This is a genomic window from Bacillus yapensis (genome assembly GCF_005280205.1).
Classification (GTDB): Bacteria; Bacillota; Bacilli; order Bacillales; family Cytobacillaceae; genus Robertmurraya; species Robertmurraya yapensis.
This window is the reverse complement of record NZ_SUND01000001.1, coordinates 445135-464107: the sequence shown is the minus strand read 5'-3', so window position 1 is coordinate 464107 and position 18973 is coordinate 445135. Positions and strand designations below refer to the sequence as shown.

The 18973-nt window shown below is 36.9% G+C and carries 15 protein-coding genes and 1 pseudogene; 2 read left to right on the top strand and 14 right to left on the bottom strand.

Features of this window, described 5'->3' with window-relative positions; genetic code table 11:
* Positions 1-27: 27 nt before the first annotated feature.
* Positions 28-1080, bottom strand: a complete 1053-nt coding sequence (locus FAR12_RS02255; RefSeq protein ID WP_246010281.1) for a glycosyltransferase family 4 protein — start codon at positions 1078-1080, stop codon at positions 28-30.
* A 343-nt stretch (positions 1081-1423) separates the two neighbouring features.
* On the opposite strand from FAR12_RS02255, the pseudogene FAR12_RS02250 reads away from it, so the two are divergent.
* Both FAR12_RS02250 and FAR12_RS02245 read left to right on the top strand, forming a co-directional pair.
* Positions 1424-1789, top strand: a pseudogene (locus FAR12_RS02250) (IS110 family transposase); the annotation flags it as partial.
* An 826-nt stretch (positions 1790-2615) separates the two neighbouring features.
* Complete coding sequence (locus FAR12_RS02245; RefSeq protein ID WP_126405706.1) at positions 2616-4334, top strand: phospho-sugar mutase; 1719 nt, start codon at positions 2616-2618, stop codon at positions 4332-4334.
* A gap of 335 nt (positions 4335-4669) precedes the next feature.
* Here FAR12_RS02245 and FAR12_RS02240 read toward each other — a convergent pair whose 3' ends face one another.
* The 13 genes from FAR12_RS02240 to FAR12_RS02180 form a co-directional block, all read right to left on the bottom strand.
* On the bottom strand, positions 4670-5206 hold the full coding sequence (locus tag FAR12_RS02240; RefSeq protein WP_126405704.1) for an NUDIX hydrolase: 537 nt from the start codon (positions 5204-5206) through the stop codon (positions 4670-4672).
* Between the two features lie 1193 nt (positions 5207-6399).
* The gene (locus FAR12_RS02235) at positions 6400-7701 is read right to left on the bottom strand and encodes a M20 family metallo-hydrolase (RefSeq protein ID WP_126405702.1); all 1302 of its coding nucleotides are present in this window, start codon (positions 7699-7701) and stop codon (positions 6400-6402) included.
* A gap of 20 nt (positions 7702-7721) precedes the next feature.
* On the bottom strand, positions 7722-8570 hold the full coding sequence (locus FAR12_RS02230; protein WP_126405700.1) for a M55 family metallopeptidase: 849 nt from the start codon (positions 8568-8570) through the stop codon (positions 7722-7724).
* Positions 8571-8686: 116 nt separating this feature from the next.
* Positions 8687-9865 (bottom strand): M24 family metallopeptidase, encoded by a 1179-nt coding sequence (locus FAR12_RS02225; RefSeq protein WP_126405698.1) that lies wholly within the window; start codon positions 9863-9865, stop codon positions 8687-8689.
* Between the two features lies 1 nt (position 9866).
* A complete protein-coding gene (locus FAR12_RS02220) occupies positions 9867-10844 on the bottom strand; it encodes an ABC transporter ATP-binding protein (protein WP_126405696.1) in 978 nt (325 codons plus the stop codon).
* Positions 10841-11830 carry an ABC transporter ATP-binding protein gene (locus FAR12_RS02215; protein ID WP_126405694.1) on the bottom strand — a complete coding sequence of 330 codons (990 nt, stop codon included), beginning with the start codon at positions 11828-11830 and terminating at the stop codon, positions 10841-10843. Before FAR12_RS02215 ends, FAR12_RS02220 begins: the two co-directional genes overlap by 4 nt.
* A 15-nt stretch (positions 11831-11845) precedes the next feature.
* On the bottom strand, positions 11846-12748 hold the full coding sequence (locus FAR12_RS02210; RefSeq protein WP_246010274.1) for an ABC transporter permease: 903 nt from the start codon (positions 12746-12748) through the stop codon (positions 11846-11848).
* An 8-nt stretch (positions 12749-12756) separates the two neighbouring features.
* Positions 12757-13674 carry an ABC transporter permease gene (locus tag FAR12_RS02205; protein WP_126405692.1) on the bottom strand — a complete coding sequence of 306 codons (918 nt, stop codon included), beginning with the start codon at positions 13672-13674 and terminating at the stop codon, positions 12757-12759.
* 82 nt (positions 13675-13756) lie between these two features.
* Positions 13757-15307, bottom strand: a complete 1551-nt coding sequence (locus tag FAR12_RS02200) for an ABC transporter substrate-binding protein (RefSeq protein WP_170972056.1) — start codon at positions 15305-15307, stop codon at positions 13757-13759.
* Positions 15300-15746, bottom strand: a complete 447-nt coding sequence (locus tag FAR12_RS02195; RefSeq protein WP_126405688.1) for a MarR family winged helix-turn-helix transcriptional regulator — start codon at positions 15744-15746, stop codon at positions 15300-15302. The genes FAR12_RS02200 and FAR12_RS02195 overlap by 8 nt, the downstream gene beginning before the upstream one ends.
* Positions 15747-16567: 821 nt before the next feature.
* The gene (locus tag FAR12_RS23745; protein ID WP_281275629.1) at positions 16568-16987 is read right to left on the bottom strand and encodes a sigma factor; all 420 of its coding nucleotides are present in this window, start codon (positions 16985-16987) and stop codon (positions 16568-16570) included.
* Positions 16988-17372: 385 nt separating this feature from the next.
* Complete coding sequence (locus FAR12_RS02185; protein WP_126405686.1) at positions 17373-17942, bottom strand: MEDS domain-containing protein; 570 nt, start codon at positions 17940-17942, stop codon at positions 17373-17375.
* A gap of 24 nt (positions 17943-17966) precedes the next feature.
* Positions 17967-18773, bottom strand: a complete 807-nt coding sequence (locus FAR12_RS02180; RefSeq protein WP_126405684.1) for a helix-turn-helix domain-containing protein — start codon at positions 18771-18773, stop codon at positions 17967-17969.
* Between the last annotated feature and the right edge of the window lie 200 nt (positions 18774-18973).

Genomic DNA, 18973 nt, shown 5'->3' with positions numbered 1-18973 from the left:
TAAAAGCACTTCATCTGAAGTGCTTTTTTACTTATTTCTGAACAATATTTTCTTGAAGAATGACAAGAAGATTTGTTTTTTTCCTAAAAGTCCTGTAAACTCTGCTAGAAGCTGTAAAATGATTATAAATATGATAAAAATTATAAACGATTGCCACAAGGTGACCCGTGATGAGGAAATTGCAATAGCACTGAAAATGATACAAGTAAAATAGATGATTAAGACCGATTCTCGATGGCTAAAACCCATATCAAGTAGCTTATGGTGGATATGGGATCGGTCCGCTTGACTTATACCTTTTTTGCTTAAAAGCCTGCGCATAATAGCAAAAAAGGTATCGAATAAGGGAACGCCCAAAATAATAATGGGAATAAATAGGCTGAAGATAGTGACGCTTTTATAGAACCCAATAATTGAAATTATGGCAATAATAAATCCTAAAAACTGGGAGCCGGTATCGCCCATGAAAATTTTAGCGGGATGAAAGTTAAAAAGTAAAAAGCCTAGAGTACACCCAATAACAACTGTAGCCAATGCGATTACAAGTGTTTGGTTATTTATAAGAGATAAATACAAAATTGAACCAAGAGCAATAATTGAAACTCCAGCAGCTAAACCATCAAGACCATCAATAAAATTAATGGAATTTATAAGTGCAAGAATCCAAAATAATGTGATGAAGTAACTGTAAAATCCAAAATCAACCTTGAAGTTATTAGGTAGAATAACATATTCAATTTTTAACTCTGCAACTGCAACAACTAAAAGAGCTGCTAGTAATTGTCCCGCAAATTTATAAATAGGTTTTATATTATAGATATCATCCAAGATACCTGTTATTAATATAACAACAACACTAATGAGGATGAGATTGAAATTACTATAATCATCTAGATTTAAATAAAAGGCACCAACTAAAAAGCCGATTATGATTGCCAGTCCTCCGATACGCGGAATACCACCTTGATGAACTTTTCTTTCATTTGGTAAATCAATTGCTCCGATTTTATATGACAGATTGATGATAAACGGTGTAAGAATAACTGTAGTAGCAAAGCTAATCAGAAAAGAAATAAACATATTCAAAAGAAACACCTACAATTTTTTTAGTGTTAAGCATTACATATTATTAACATTAGAAAAAGTAATTATAAGTAATTTGGACATATAAAACACTCATGATTTTTCTTCTCAACCCAGGCATGAAAATAGACACCTGACACCGATAATGTTGATGACACAAACAGTTTTCAATAAGTGGGTTTTTATGGTGGATAATACCCTGTGTATAAAACTGTTTGAATGAATTTGATGAACAACCCTTTGTTAGATCCTTCCATTCGGAGGATGACTACGGACAGAAAAATGCTTATTTTCAAATTCATTCACTGTTTGTGATCTTAATATTGGGGAGTGAAGTATTATGGATGTTTTTATCGGGCGATGTGCAGGTTTAGATGTACATTCAGAGACAATCGTAGCTTGCCTCATTTGTGGCAGTAGTGAAGATGAATTGTTTCAAGCTACTCAAACTCTTCCTACTTTGACAAAGGAGATTTTTCGATTATTGAAGTGGCTTGAAGATCACGAAGTTACTCATATCGCCATGGAAAGTACTGGAGTTTACTGGAAACCAGTGTACAATATCTTAGAAGATTTCTATGATATTACTTTAGCAAACGCGCGAAGAATTATGAACGTACCTGGAAGAAAAACAGATGTTTCAGATGCAGAATGGATAGCCAAATTATTACGTCATGGGCTCATTGAAAAAAGTTTTGTTCCACCAGGAATTAATCATTCATTATTATTTGTCAGGAACTCAATAGAGCTTAATTGATTTTTCCATTTATTTAAAGTGTCCCCATGAACGTGACACCACAAAAATATTGAATGGTTAGCTTCTAGTTGAATTAATAACTCTTTTAAGGGCGTATTCTTCAAATTTTCTGGTGGATGATTAGATAGTACATCCATGTTGATATGATGAATGTATCTATTTCATTCATACTTAGATAAGTCCTTTTTTAGATTAGTTTTTATCTGATAAAAATTCATCAGAGTATCTATTATGGAGCAAGAACTCTTCTTTCAAATTCATATTCAAGAAAAAGAAACAGAGTAATTTATATAGCAATTGAAATTATTATATTGGTAATTGGTATGCCCACTTTCTATGTTTCTTAAAAAGTAATCTAAATCAAGTGTTTTAAAAACTTTGTTGATTGAGTTATCCTTAAAAAATGCAAAGGGTCAAACCTCAACACTGCTGCAATATTTTGAGCAATTGCAAGGCTAGGATTCCGTTTAATATAGGAAAACATTATAAGTTACAGCAGTATTTAGAACTAAAAAAAGTGGCGGTAAAATAATGACTGCCCTTCGTGTTTTTTTTAGTTGATGTGTCTTTCATGCTCTAAATATGTAAATTTTCCTTCCTGAAAAGACTACTTGGCCATTGAATTAAAGCTTGTAGTGTTCCGCTTGGACACCAAAAGAGCATTTGTCTTTTTTAAAAAATAATGTATTATGAATAATGTTCTCGTTAAGCGAGTTAAATTTAATAGTGCGAAGTACAGGTTATAATTATAAAATGTTTATCAGGAGGGGTATTCATGAATTGGAAGGAACAATCTACAAAATGGCTACAATATCAACCATTAGATAATGAACTAAAGGAGCAACTCCTTTTACTAAATGAGAAAGAATTAGAAGAGGCTTTTTATAAGAATCTAGAATTTGGTACAGGTGGAATGCGTGGTGAAATCGGTGTAGGTACAAATCGAATGAACCTATATACGGTACGTAAAGCTTCTGCTGGTTTAGCTGCTTTTATTGAGGAGAATGGTGAAGAAGCTAAAAGACAAGGTGTAGTGATTGCTTATGATTCTAGACATAAGGCTCCTGAATTTGCGATGGAAGCGGCTAGAACACTTGGTTCAAGAGGCATTCAAACCTATGTTTTTGATGAATTGAGACCGACGCCAGAATTATCCTTTGCGGTACGTTACTTAAAAGCATACTCAGGGATCGTGATCACGGCTAGTCATAATCCCCCTGAATATAATGGTTATAAGGTATATGGACCAGATGGTGCGCAATTAGCTAATGAAGATGCGGATGCACTTGTTGATAAGGTAAATGCAATTGTTGATGAACTACAAATTGAAGTAAAAAGTGAAAACGAATTGAAAGATGCTGGGCTAATTAAGATCATAGGGGAAGAAATCGATCAAGCGTATTTTGACAAGCTTGTGACGATCTCCGAAAATTCAATAGGTCAGCAATCAGACATAAAAGTTGTCTTTACTCCATTACATGGTACTGGAAATAAGCCATTGAAAAACGGACTAAAGGCTCTAGGTTATGATCAAGTACATATAGTTGAAGAACAAGAATTACCAGATCCTCAATTTTCGACTGTGAAAAGTCCAAATCCTGAGGAGCATGTTGCATTTGAACTTGCTATTCAAAAAGGAAATGAAGTTGGAGCAGACTTACTCATTGCAACCGATCCAGATGCAGACCGATTAGGAATTGCTGTTAAAAATAGTGTAGGCGAATATGTGATTTTAACAGGAAATCAAACGGGCGCATTACTTTTACATTATATACTTTCGGAAAAGGCTAAAAAGAAAACGTTGCCTAGCAATGGTGTTATGCTAAAAACAATCGTGACATCCGAGTTGGGAAAGGAAATTGCGTCATCTTTCGGGGTGGAGACGGTTGATGTTTTAACAGGATTTAAATTTATTGCAGAAAAAATGAGACAATATGAGGCAAGTGGTGAGTATCAGTTTTTATTCGGATATGAAGAGAGCTATGGTTCTCTAATTGCTAATTTTGCAAGAGACAAAGATGCCATTCAAGCAGCTCTATTAGCGACGGAAATTTGTGCTTTTTATAAACAAAAAAGCATGTCCTTATATGATGCTTTATTATCTGTATTTGAACAGTATGGATACTTCATTGAGGGCTTACGTTCCCTCACATTAAAAGGGAAAGAAGGAGCAGAGAAAATCCAACAAACATTAACTTCCTTTAGGGAAACCCCTCTGCAGGAAGTTGCAGGATTAAAGGTAGTTAAACAAGAGGATTATTTAAAAGGGATTAGTACAACAGTAGAAGGACAAAAAGAAATCGACCTTCCAAAGTCTAATGTATTAAAATACTTCCTTAAGGATGATTCTTGGGTTTGCTTACGTCCCTCAGGTACTGAACCAAAGATTAAATTTTACTTTGGGGTAAAAGGTTCATCTCTGGATGAAAGTAGAACTAAGCTCAAAAAGATTGAAGAGGACTTCATGCACTTAGTAGAAGAAATGATGAACTAAAGACACGGCATTTTGCTGTGTCTTTTCTTTCGGAACCTCTCATAAGTCATTTAGAAGCATAGTTATATTAAGAAAGTGAATTAAGGGTTTGCAATCAAATGATTGATCAAAAATGATATGTCACAAATGGGCTGGCACGTTCAATTTAAAAGTTGATTTTAGGAGATGTTTTCGTAGGATAGGAAAAATTGGCAATTTTGCGGGGAAATCCTCATACAGAGATTTCAGTTTAGCCGGAAAGTAAAAAGGCTGTTTAGAAGATTAAATCGGTTAAGAGAATGAGGGGGGGACGGCTTAGATTTGTCATTATGTGTAGATAAAAGAGTAGCACTTGTTTAACTACTCTTTTCATCTAAAACCATATATCGTAGTAACGCTGCCAATCCTCCCCCATGTTGAAACTGGCCTGATGAAGCTAAATTTTTTAGTTCTTCAAGCTTTAGAGGATACACTTCAATTTGCTCGCTCTCTTCAAGAGATTGAACAGACTTAACAAGGTCGGTTGCTAGGAATAGAAAAATTTCCTCGCTTGTGGAACCAGGTGAAGGGAAGAAGCTGCCTAAAGGAGTCCATGTGTCAGCGATATATCCGGTTTCCTCTTGGAGTTCTCTTTTTGCAGATTCAAGTGGGCATTTATCTTCTGGATCAATAGCACCTGCAGGTAATTCCCATTGCCAGCTTTTAAGCGCATGTCGATATTGGCGTAAGCAAAGGACTTCGTTATTTTCATTCATTGCTAAGATACAGACACCTTTTGAAAAATTAACGAAAGAAAAAAGTATCTTCTTTTGATTGGGAAGAAGCACTTTATCTTCAATAATGGAAAAACGACCAATCTTATGTAGTGAACTTCTTAATATTTTCCAAACCATGTCCTTCCTCCATTTTCACAAGTGAAAAAATAATAGGGACAGAAGCTCTTTGTCCCTATAGTTTTTTATAAATTCAATATTTTTCTGCTAGTTGAATTATATGCAGTTCGCTAATTCCTTCAGCTCTGCTGGATGCTTTGGCCAAACTGGGGAAAATAATACTGTGAATAGCCATAAAATCCTCAATAGTGTAATCTACATAAATATTCCCTTTTCAATTTTGTAATTGGCTTGCTTAGTCTTCGTGAGCTTAGCCAATGTAGATATGTGCCATCGCTTTCAGTGATTTTGCCATATTTCGTCCATTTGTAGTTTATATTATCATATTATACTTAGATTAACATTTTAACGCGAGTCTTTAAGTTGTTTTATCGAATAACTTTTGAAGAATAGACAGGTATTGAAAATAGGAGAGATTCTCAAGTTACTCTAGGGTTGAGAATTTTTAATATTAAATTGGACCGAAGTGAAGAAGATGGAAGCCCGTAGCAAAATTGTTTGGGATGGTATATCCTTTTCCATATTTAACTAGAACATACAGGGATTGGCCATTAGGAAAGCTTTCGGAACCCTATTCGGAACCCTATTCGGAACCCTATTCGGAACCCTATTCGGAACCTTGTTATAGTAAGAAAGTAAAAGAGGAGCTATCAATCAAACGTTTGATCAAAAATGGCACGTCGTAACTGGGCTGGTGCTTCTGAGACGAAAGTGAATTTTTAGGAACATTTTAGTGAGATAAGAGCTGACCGTAATAAAGCACAATATGGCCCTCACTATAGTAAGAAAGCAATAAAAGGGATGCCAATCAAACGTTTGATCAAAAATGGCACGTCACAATTGGGCTGGTGCTTCCAAGTCGAAAGTTAATTTTTAAGAACATTTTAGTAAGATAAGAACTAATAGTAAAAAGCACAATATGCCCCTCATTATAGTAAGAAAGCAAAAAAGGACCCGCCAATCAAACGTTTGATCAAAAATGGCACGTCGCAACTGGGTTGGCGTTTCCAGGTCGAAAGTTAATTTTTCTGATCATTTTAGTGGAATAGGGATATTGGAGTTAAAACCAGGATTTTATCATATTTCTGGGGTTTTTCTTATGAGTTAGTAAGAAGGATTCCGAGTTCTTGAGTCTTTTTCAATAAAAAGGGGCAATTGGAATATACCAAATTCACTCCATATGCCCCATCAGTTCATTTTTCATTGAGTTTTTCGATGAAACCTTTTAGTACATGTGCAGTTTGAACGCAGTCGTTCAATGTGGACCATTCTGATGGATTATGGCTAATCCCTTCGATGCTTTTGACAAATATCATAGCGATGTCTGTTTGCTTCCCGATAATCATGGCGTCGTGACCAGCGCCGCTTGGAATCCGGACAGGAGTAATTCCATGTTCCTGCAGAACGTCTTCTAAAAGAAGTTGAACGTTTTCTTTAATTGGAACAGGCGGATTATTCATTTTCTTAGTGTAGGATAGGGACACTTGATGTTCCTTCGCTATATTTTCTGCTTCTAGAATAACGGTATCAACAAGTTGATTGCGACTTTCTTTGAAAATGTCGCGGATATCTACAAATAGTTTTACTTCACCTGGGATCACATTGACTCCATTCGGAGAAATCTCCATTTTACCAATTGTTGCAACGGATGTATCATTAATTGAACGTGGAAGTTTGCTTACTTTTGTAATAAATTCACTTGCAGCTACGAGGGCATCCGTTCGATCGTCCATAGGCGTGTTGCCAGCATGTCCAGCTTTTCCAGTGAAATTAACTTCTAACCAGTAGGGTCCAGCAATCCCATTTACGATGCCACATGGTAAATCTAGTTTTTCTAGGCGTTTCCCTTGTTCAATATGGACTTCCACAAATATTTCTACATTGGAAAAATCTCTGAGAGACTTTTCGTATGATTCAACTGATAATCCGACACTTTTTAATACTTCTTCAAAGGAAAGATCATCAATCGAAATTAGTTTCTTGAGTTCTTCTATATCATAGTCACCGGTCATTCCTTGGCTTCCAAGTAGACCACCATTGAATCTAGCGCCTTCTTCGTCACTAAAAATGATAACTTCATAGCTTTTTCTTGGGTGATAGCCGATGGCTTTCCAAGCTTCGACCACCTCTAAAGCTAATAACACGCCAAGGGGACCATCAAAATGACCACCATTTGGAATACTATCTACATGTGAGCCTGACATGATGGTGGGAAGTGAGGGGTCTGACCCCGATAGTCTTCCAATTATGTTACCAGCTCCGTCTCGGTTGACCTCTAAACCAGCTTCCTCCATCCACTCAGAAACTAGACTTTTAACAGCTAACTCTTCTTCCGAGAAGCCTGGACGGTTTGAGCCTTTGTCATTTGTTAACCCAATCTTGGCAATCTCATTTAGACGAAAAGCTAGACGCTCTCCAGATATCCCATTTTGGTCATAATCATTTTCATCATAGCCGTCCATGAGCCGCTGATAAATTGGACCATCCATACTCATTTTCAACACTCCAATTCTTACTAACTATTAGCGTGGCCTAATACTCCATTTGTTGCGGCCATGGCGATAATGACACATCCCCACATATGCTTATAAGCAGTAACGATGTCACCGCAAGTAAACTTAATACTTGTTGGGGAAGTTAGCTCAACTGTCGGCAAAGTAGAAGTCATTTTTGTTTGCTGTGGGCCTTTAAAGCGAATTTCAAATGTTGTTTCCATGTTTTTTGTATCAAGTGGTGTAAAAGTTGAAAGATTATCGATGGCCTTCGCGACACCAGTTTCTATGAGTTCGTTTACTTTTTCAGGATGGATTAACTCGGCAGCAAGGCGATCACGTGCAAATTTTGTCACAACACTTTCTACATCTGGCAAAGTTTCCTTCACTTCAGATACGTATATATCATCACCGCTAATGAATATGGCAGGAACACCAAAAGCACCTGCTACCATTGCATTCATTTCCGTTTCACCAACAACTTTTCCATTAATCTTCATTTCGCTTACACAAACACCAGCTAATGTATGAGAGATAACTGCTTCGGATGCTCCTTCTCTGCCGTGATGACCGACGAATATAATGCCATCAAACGTTTCATCAAGTCCTTCCAATTGGCACATGACTCGGTTGTTTCCTGAAACAAGACGTGCACGAGGGTCTAATTCCTCAATTAGCATATTTGACATATTTCCGTGTCCATCAGCTACGACTACTTCTGTTGCACCTGCGTTGAAGGCTCCTCGGATTGCAGCATTGACTTCAGATGTCATTAATTTACGAAAACGTTGATATTCGGTATTGTTTACGAGTTGTTGAATGGTACTAACTCCAGCAATTCCCTCAATATCTGCGGAAATGAAAAATTTCATTTGTATCACCTCATCTAAGTTATGTAAAAAGAGGAACGACTCAACATCTTACTTACATATATTGAGTCATTCTTAAATTGATTGTGATTCTTAATTTCTATAGGAATTCTCTACGATTAATAACAAATCAAAGACTGCAAATCTCTCGGATAGTATGTCAACAATTCAATCCCGTTTTTTGTTACAAGAATCGTATCGGAATGACGGAATCCACCCAAGCCCATTACGTAGATCCCTGGCTCAACCGTAACGACCATGCCAGGTTCCAAAATAGTTTGGTCACCTAAATCAAAGAACGGTGCTTCGTGACCTAATAGTCCGATGTTGTGACCAGTATGATGTCTTGTTAATTCTGTTAAGTTATTCTCTTTAAAATAAGCTTGAACATCTTTTTCAACATCAGCGTAGGTTCTTCCAGGTTTAATCGCATTAAATGCGACTTCTTGAGCCTCATACATATGGTTAAAATATTTCTCTTGCTCTTTTGAATATTCTTCGACGAACATCACGCGTTCTAGTTCACTTGTATATCCGAAAACGCTAGAAGCAGCTCCTGTTACAAGTGTATCTCCTTTTTTCAATACGATATTTTGTGTAACTGCGTGCGGGAAAGCCGATTCTGGACCAATTTGGCCACGGAAAACAGCATATGGCGTTTGACCATGTGGCTTGTAATCAGGTCCAAGTGTATCGATCATCGTTTTCGTTGCTTCATTCGAAGCTTTACTAGTAATCTCGATTTCACTCAAACCTGCTTTTGTATACTTTTGTAGTAGGCGGTGAACTAGATTTCCCCAGCGACAAGATTCTTTGATTAATTCAATCTCATTGGGACTTTTAACATATCGCAATTCTTGCACGACACCACTTAAGGAAATAAAGTTCGCATCGATGAGTTGATCCATTGCTGGACCGCGATAACCCATTGGAGAACCATAACCTAAAGAATCAACGCCGATTTTTTTATTTTCGAATCCGTATTCTACTAAGATTTCTTTAAAGTATTCCATCGGGTGTTTGATACCAGGGTATTCTGGATAGGAATGAACATAATCTACGACACTATATTCTTCGGCGTGTTCATGCTCTAATGCAGGAACAAATAAATGAATCTTATCTTGTGAATCAATCAATATCCCAATCGGTCTCTCGGTTGGATGGAAGTGAAAACCTGTTAAGTAGAAGATATCTGTTACTGAGAAAAGAACGGAAGCGTCACAGCCTTTTCCTTTGTAAATGTTCTTAAACGTTTCTTGTCTTTCTTTGAATTCGTACTTAGGAATAGATAACAGCATTTTATTTTTCCTCCTTGTTATTGGTATATAGATGACAGCTAGTGATATGTCCTGACTCGATCTCGGTGAGTGCTGGTACTACAGATTTACAAATATCCATGGCAAAAGGGCATCTCGTATGGAATGTACACCCAGAAGGTGGATTAGCTGGGTTCGGAACATCTCCTTTTAATACGATGCGTTCCTTTACTTCTTTCGGGTGAGACGCTGGTACCGCAGAGATAAGCGCTTGCGTATAAGGGTGCTTTGGATTCGCAAACAGTTCCTCTGTGTCAACTAATTCTACGATTTTGCCAAGATACATAACAGCAACGCGGTCCGTCATATGTTCAACGACACTTAAATCATGGGAGATAAAAAGATACGTTAACCCAAATTCTTTTTGTAGCTCGAGCATTAAATTGATGACTTGAGATTGAACCGAGACATCAAGAGCAGAAACAGGTTCGTCTGCCACGATGAAGTCTGGATTTAGAATCACGGCTCTTGCTATCCCAATCCGTTGCCTTTGTCCACCGGAAAATTCATTTGGATGGCGATCTAGATGTTCTTTTGATAGACCAACAATCTCTAAGATTTTGAGAATCTTCTCTAGGCGTTCTTCCGGTTGGAATTTATTATGGACACGAAGTGGCTCCATTAAGATTTGTTTGATGGTCATCTTCGGATTAAGTGAAGCGTAAGGGTCCTGAAAGACCATTTGCATCTCTGCCCGTAGTGAACGCATTTTTTCAGCCGACAAGGCTAGAAGGTCCTTGCCTTTATAGAGGATTTCACCAGAAGTTGTACCAGTTAATCTTAATAAAGTTTTACCAGTGGTCGATTTTCCGCAGCCAGATTCGCCGACTAGTGCAAAGGTTTCTCCCTTTTTAATAGAAAAACTAACGTTATCAACTGCCTTTACGACTACCTTTGGCTTAAATAGACCCTGAGATATTTCATAGTATTTTTTCAGATTTTTAACTTCGAGTAAGGTCATTGAATTTTCACCTGCCGTTCGGGCTCTTGTAACCAACATTTGCTTAAATGCTCGCCTGTTGAAAAAGTTGGTGGGGCACTTGCTATGCATTTATCAAATGCATATGGACAGCGATTGGCAAACGCACATCCCTTCCCAATCTCGTCAGGTCGGGGGACTTGACCTTTAATGGAAAAGAGTCTACTTTTTCTTGTGTTGTTCGTCGGAAGCGAGTCAATTAGTCCTTTCGTATATGGATGTAGGGGATTGTCAAATAGCTCATTAATCTCTGCGCTCTCAACAATCTCACCTGCATACATGACAACAACGCGGTCACACATTTCTGCCACTACCCCTAAATCATGTGTGATAAAAAGGAGACTCATATCTTTTTCAGATTTAATCTGCTTCATTAGTTCTAAGATTTGAGCTTGAATCGTAACGTCTAAAGCAGTAGTTGGCTCATCACAAATGAGCAGCTTCGGGTCACATAAAAGGGCTAAAGAAATCATCACACGTTGTCTCATCCCACCCGATAATTGATGAGGATATTCGTTAATAATCTGCTCTGCTCTTGGAATACCTACTTGCTTTAAAATATTGATGATCGCTTCTTTTCTATCTTTCTTAGCCATTTTTTTATGCTGTTTAAGTGGCTCGCTTAATTGTTCACCGATCGTGAAAACCGGATTAAGGGATGTCATAGGTTCCTGGAATATCATTGAGATTTCATTTCCACGGAGTTTTCTAAACTGGCGATCCTTTAGGTGAGTAACATCCTGATTATTAAAATGAATACTCCCAGAAACAATCTTGCTTTTCTTCTCTGGTAAAAGTCCCATAATTGCTAATGAAGTAACACTTTTTCCGCTACCAGACTCGCCAACAACCCCAAGAGTTTCTCCTTTTTTTAAGGAAAAATTGACTCCTCGTATAGGTTGAACAACACCTTCGCCTGTTTTAAATTGGATCCCTAAGTCTTTAATTTCTAGAAGTACTTCAGTCATATTTTTTCACTCCTATTATTCGCCTTTAAGCTCTGGGTCGAGCGTATCTCTTAACCAGTCGCCGAACAGATTAACTCCAAGCGTTGTCAGGACAATGGCCAATCCTGGGAAGGTGATTAGCCACCAAGAACCAAAGATATAATCCTTTCCTTCGTTCAGCATGTTGCCCCAAGCAGGAGTCGGTGGTTGAACGCCAAAGCCTAGGAAGCTTACAGATGCCTCTGCAATAATGTAAGTCCCCATTTGTAAGGAAACCAAAATAATAATGGGAGTAAATATATTTGGAAGTATATGTCGAACCAATATCTCCAGTTTTGGAACACCTGTTGCAATGGCTGCCGTAATAAATTCTTTTTCTCTAATTGCTAGTACTTCACTGCGTATTACCCTTGCAAAAATAACCCATCCTCCCACAGCAAGCGAGATGATGATATTTGTTAGGCCCGCACCGAGCACCGCACTTACGACAAGCACTAATAGGATAAAAGGAAAACTAAGCTGAACGTCGACAATTCTCATTAGGACAACATCAACCCAGCCTCTAAAATATCCTGCCGTCACACCAATAATGGTACCAACGACTCCGGCTAATAAAGCAGTAGCCAAGCCGATAATCATGGATACTTTTGTTCCGGCAATCAGTCTAGAAAGAATATCTCGGCCTAATTGGTCCGTTCCAAGGATGTGCCCATCTGTGAGAGGGGGTAAGAGCCGGTCTCTTAGTGGAGCATCCATTGGATCGAAGGGAGCAATCCATTGCCCAAACAAACTGAGCACAATCAAAATGATGATGATGCCAAAACCAAGCATCCCTGTCCAACTTTTTGACAACTTTCGAAAAAAGAACTTGAATTTTGATTTCTTTTGAACTTTTGAATCAATTGGATTAGTAGTAGTTGTAATTGTACTTGTTTCCACATCCTCACCTACTTCACTCTAATTTGTGGGTTCACATATGCGTATAAAATATCAGTAATAAAGTTGATAACGGCATATATGATGGCAATGATAAATACCCCTGCTAAAACAATTGGGAAATCTCGATTCATTAAAGACTGTTGTAAAAGTCTACCTACACCTGGCCAAGAGAAGACAGCTTCCGTAATTACAGCTCCACCTAGTAGCACGCCAAGATCGAGTGCGATTAACGTAATAATCGGAATCAATGAATTTTTCAAGGCATACTTCATAATGAGTGTTGATGTTGGCGTTCCGGCTGCCTTTGTTGTTCGGATATAATCTTTACTTAAAACATCGAGCATGGCTGAACGTGTAAAGCGGACAAACCGTGAAACACTGTATAAGGCTAATGTAATGACTGGAAGTACCATGTGTTTCACCGAGCCGCCACCACTGGATGGGAACAATTTCAGCTGAGCAGCGAAAATAAAGATTAAGATAAGACCGAACCAAAAGTTAGGGATAGCCTGGCCGATGACGGTAATACCAACACTCGCTTTATCAAAAAGAGTGTTTCGTTTGTAGGCTGATAGCACACCTAGTGGTATTGCGATAATTAGCGATAGAGCCAGTGCTGAGATAGCCAACTGGAAAGTTGCGGGCATTCTTGCCATAACAAGTCCGAGAGCATCTTCACCGCTTCTTAATGATTCCCCGAAATCCCCATGAACGGCACCTTTCATGAATTCAGCGTATTGCACATATAGCGGACGATTGAATCCTAATAGTTCGCGATACTCTTCAATTTGTTCTTTTGGTGCATCAGGAGGGAGGAAGAGGGTGGTAGGATCTCCCGAGAGACGAATTAAAAAGAAGACAACGGTAAGGGCAAGAAATACAACTATCACTACTTGTACTACTCTTTTCACGATAAAATCTAACATGGGAGCAACTCCTTATCCCTTGGAATAAAAAAGAGAGGAGGTGAACCTCTCTTTTTCGATGTTTTTCTTGTACTCTACTAATTTAGTTCCATGCCATTTCGAATACATTCATCTTCTCATCAACACGAGGTGAGAAGCTTAAAGATGTTTTAACAGCGTATAGGTCGGCTTGTTGCCATAACGGAACCCATGCAGCTTGTTCCACTAGTTCTTGTTGCAACTCAGCGTATCCGGCATAACGCTCATCTTGATTGAATAATTGGTTTGTTTCCTTAATTTTCTTTTCGATATTTTCTTCATAAAAACTACTGTAAGGTGCTTCTTTAGTGAACAAGTTTTCAATGGTTGACTGAGCGTCAAAAGCAGGGCCCCAACCCAGAATGTACATATCACCTGTTTCTCTCTTTTGAATCTTCTCTAAATGTTGCCCCCATTCATTCACTCTTACTTCTACATTGATTCCGATACTTTGTAATTGGGAAGCAATGGCTTGTGCAATGTGAGAGTCCATTGGATATCGACCACTTGGTGTATCTAGTGTTAAGGATAAATCTTCAGGTTTAAAGCCAGCTTCTTCAAGAAGTTTTACAGCAAGTTCTGGATCATACCTGTAGTCTTTTGTTTCAGCATAATCGGCGTTTAGTTTAGAAAGAGGTCCTGTGATTCTTGTGCCGTTTCCACTTAAAACAGTTTCCAATAATTCATCTGCATCGATTGCGTAGTTAATGGCTTGTCTAACTTTAAGATCCTTTAGTGGTCCATCAACTAGATTCGATAGTGCTAAATAATTGATACGGGAAGAAGATACTTGTTTTACTTCATCGCTTTCAAATTGCTCCACAGAGTCGACAGGGATGTTTTTAAACAAATGGATTTCTCCACTCATAAAAGCAGACATTCTGGCACTGAATTCAGGAATAATACGGAACTCAACTTCTTCAATTTTCGGTTTTCCCTGCCAATAGTCTTCGTTTGCTTTTAATTTCAAGTAATTATCTCTTGACCAGTCTACAAACGTGTATGCACCAGTACCGACGGGTTCACTTGATGCTTTTTCAATCCCAACCTCTTGAACATAACCAGGTTCCATAATGAGTAAGTCTTCTGCGATACGTTGGATTAGACTTGGAAAAGGAACAGATGTATGAATTTCAACTTCATAATCTGAAAGAACAACAACCTCCTCTACATTCGCCCATCTAGAGCGATAAAATGAACCGTTGTTTTCATCTAAAATGTAGTCAATGCTAAATTTGACTGCATTGGCATTAAAATCTGCACCATTCTGGAACTTGATTCCTTCTTTAAGCTTTAAGTACCATGTTTTTTCGTCAACATTTTTCCATTCTTCTGCCAGGACAGGGATAAATTCCGCTGTTTGAGGATCACGATCAATAAGTGGATCGTAAATATTTCGAATCAGTGTATCTGTGGTGTAGTTCACATCGTGGTTAGCTAAAAGGGTAGTAGCATCTGCTTCAAAACCAATGACAAGAGGACCTGAATTAGCAGCATTTGAGTCGGAATCGGGTGAACTGCTTGAGTCCCCTTCAACGTTCGTACCTTCTGTACATGCAGCCAATAATAAAGTGACTATTAAAAACAATGCTAAAAGGAACTTGTTGTTACTCATCATTTTTTCCTCCTTGATTTTCTGATAGAATTTTCTCGATTTCTTCCATTGATTGAATGAGGGAATCTACTTTTGATAAATCGATTTTTTCAATCATCCTCCTTACATCATTGCTAGCATTATCTGAAAGTTCTTTTAGAACTTTTTTCCCGTCATCGGTAATATGTAAATACTTTTTTCGTTTATCATGTGGGTCTGATACTCGTTCAATCAGCTTTCGTTTACTGAGCCTGTGAATCATTCTGCTTACATAGCCTTTATCAAAGTTGAAAAACTCGGATAAATCTGTGGCTGTACATTCCTTTCGTTGATCGATCTCATATAAGATCATTGCTTCTGATATCGAATACGGGCTACCTTCTGTATATTGCGCATACAAGCCTACGACATTAAGGTAAAAACGGTTAAACCTTTTGATCTTTTCAATTTTTTTATCCATGTTTTGATTTCCCTTTATGAAATTTAGTTGCTAGTAACAACTTGTTTATATGTTAGTTATTTATAAGTGGATTTGTCAACTTAATTTTTCGAAAATTATGTCAATTGGTTTTTTAGAAAAATAGAATTAAGAGAGATTTTGGGATGTGGGAAAAGAGATTTTGCTCAAGAAGAGATTGTGAGTAAGTTGATGCATGTCCATATATAGAAGGGAATTATTCTAGTTCAACTTTTTGTTTATATACTCATTTTAATAAAAAATCAGTATTGGAAGAGTTCATAAAATCGTTTTAGTAAGATAGATATGTATCACCGTTTCGGGAGGCATTTGTAACTGGATTCAGAGGAAAGATATTTTGAAAAAATAAAAAAGGGATCTCTATCAAACGATTTAAAAAACGCCACGTCTGATATGGGCTGACGAGAACGAGTTAAAAGCTTATTTTTCGAGTTACTTTTGTGGAATAGGAATAAACGAAAAAATGGGGACAATGAAGTCCCATTATAGTAAGCAAGCAAAAAATGACCCGTCAATCAAACGTTTTATCTATTTCGCCACGGCACTCATGGGCTGCTGCGTTCAAGTCCAAAGTTAATTTTTTTGATAGTTTTTGTAATATAGATTAAAAGCGCAATAAGAATTGATATTGGGTAAAAAATAATTAAAATTTTCCAGGTATGATAGGCGAACTTGTAAATATGGCTTTAAAGGTTCCGAATAGATGTAAGCTACACGTCAAACAAATGGTTCGTCCTCAAACTAAAAAACAACATGATACCAATGATTTTTGGTTTCATGTTGCAAAAGTCGCAATTCCCTCTCTACTCAAGAGCTTTAATTTTTTCTATTATTTTGCTTCGTGCACCTCTTTTCCAAGCTTTCACCTCAGATATAGATACTTGTTCTATTTCTGCAATTTCCTTGATGGAGAGGTCGGCTAAAGATGTATACAATACCCATTTTTTTGATGCTCTGTAAAAATTCGTACAATAGGAAAGAATAGTTTCTCCTTCTAACAATGGATTTACTGATTCATCTTTAATAAGAGACCTAAATTCCTCTTCCGGAAAAACAGAGCGGTCTTCGTGCTTTTTTCGTCTAGTTAATTCTGTCATGATCTTCCCTCGAATAATGGCAAATGCATAGCTAGTAAAGTTCCCTTTAATTTCGTCAAAACCATTATTGGCTTCCCATAATGTAATCAGTCCTGTTTGATAAAATTCCTGCTGATTCTTGTAAATATGTAACGAATGAATGATTTTTCATATCATCGCCTTATACCTTCTTTTCCAATTCATTAAATTGTTCCACGATTTTTCCCTTTCAGGAAAGCCTGCTTACCAAATTTATTCCCGGATAGCTAAAACATATCGAGATTTTTTCAATTTGGTCTAACTTAGGAAAATGTACTTAATGAAGGAAAAAGATGGTGTTTTTTTATTTTTCATCGATAATTTTGCACTTTCGGTATTAAAAAGGGGGGGACATACGTTTTAGGATGAAATGAGAAGAAGCATCTCTATAATTATTGAATTAAAAAACTGAAGTATTCAGTGTTAAACCGAATACTTCAGTCTTAGAAGAGAGTATGCTCCTATAGGGGACAAGGAACCTGTCCTATTTTCATTATTTGATAATTTGATATAACGGAGATTGAACAAATTCCTTATCAGTCATAAGATATTGATGGCTTTTCATCATAGCTGTCTGGAGGTGAGTGTTGACCTTCGATGAGTCGTATGCACAAACTGACATAAGTCCCATTTCATTTACACTACAGTCAGCTACATTTTCAAAATCCTCAATTTTCTTCGAAATGTCATCTTGGTCTTTCCACTCAACATGACCCCAAGTACGAACGTCTATTTTTTTATTGAGAAAAGGATCCAGTAGTTCACCAAAATGTTCAACAATACTATGGATGTGAAAATCTCCATAACAGCGATAAAATAAATAATTATCTACATGGTGAATAAAATTTTTGTCTTCACTAGAGAACAATTCATTTATTCTAGCTTCTACCAAATTATAGATGGTTGAATTTTCGATAATGATCAGGTGATGATTTCTATCAATCCCTGTCTTAATATAAGCCAATAAATTATTAATATAGGTATCCGTATTTTCATAAAGATAAAGTATATGTGCTGAACTGTTTACTTGTATAAATTTAGTTAATTGAACCATTTTTTCCATATTATCACACTCTATCTCCTATGATTAATTATCCTCTTGCATATAAAGAGAGGGGTATATTTTTGTATTTGTACTAGAAGGATACAGTGGGGATTCAACGATTTCATTATCAGTCATAAGATAAGGGATCTTTCTCATCAACTTGATATGTGTATTTGCAGATACTAATGAAGCATCATATGCGTGTAATGAAACTAATTTTTCCTTGTTTTCCATGATCCCTATATAATTTAATTGATTTTGCACATTGAATATACAATTATTTGAATAATCTCTTCGGACATGACAACACAAATATATAAAATCTTCGCTTTCTAGCTGATTGAATAACCCTTCCAAGTGAGTAGTATTCAAGTTTTCTGGTGATTGATTTAATAGTGCATCCAAATTGATATGATGAATGTATTTATTTAATTCATTTTTAGATAAATACTTTTTTAGAGTATTCTTTATCTGAGAAAAGTTCATCCGAGTATCTATTATAAAGCAATAACACTTCTTCCAAACTCCCATTAAAGAAAAAGCAACAGAGGAATTTATATAGCGATTGAAATTACTATATAGGTAAAGGATATGCCCGCTTTCCATATTTTTTAAAAGGTAATCTAAATCAAGTGTGTCAGAAACGTTGTTGATCTGGTCATCTTTAAAGAAAAGCAATGGATCAAACTTCAACACGGCTGCAATATTTTGAGCAATTGCAAGGCTAGGATTCCGTTTCCCATTTTCAATATGAGAATAATAAGATCTGTCTATAAAGGAACTAGAGGCAACCTGCTGTTGTGTTAGTTGTTTTGATGTGCGCAAATTTATTAACCATTCTCTCTTCATTTTCTCACCACACTTTTGACTTCTTATAAAATAAAATTTCGTCTAATAAAACTTTAAACATATACTACTACACACATATTAAAACACATATATATTCACTTAACCCTAGTAAATATTGGTTTGTTGCTTAGAAGGAGTAATTATTGTTTTGTCCAAATTTATTGGTTATTAAAGTAAGCTGGATCAAATGTGACTTTTAG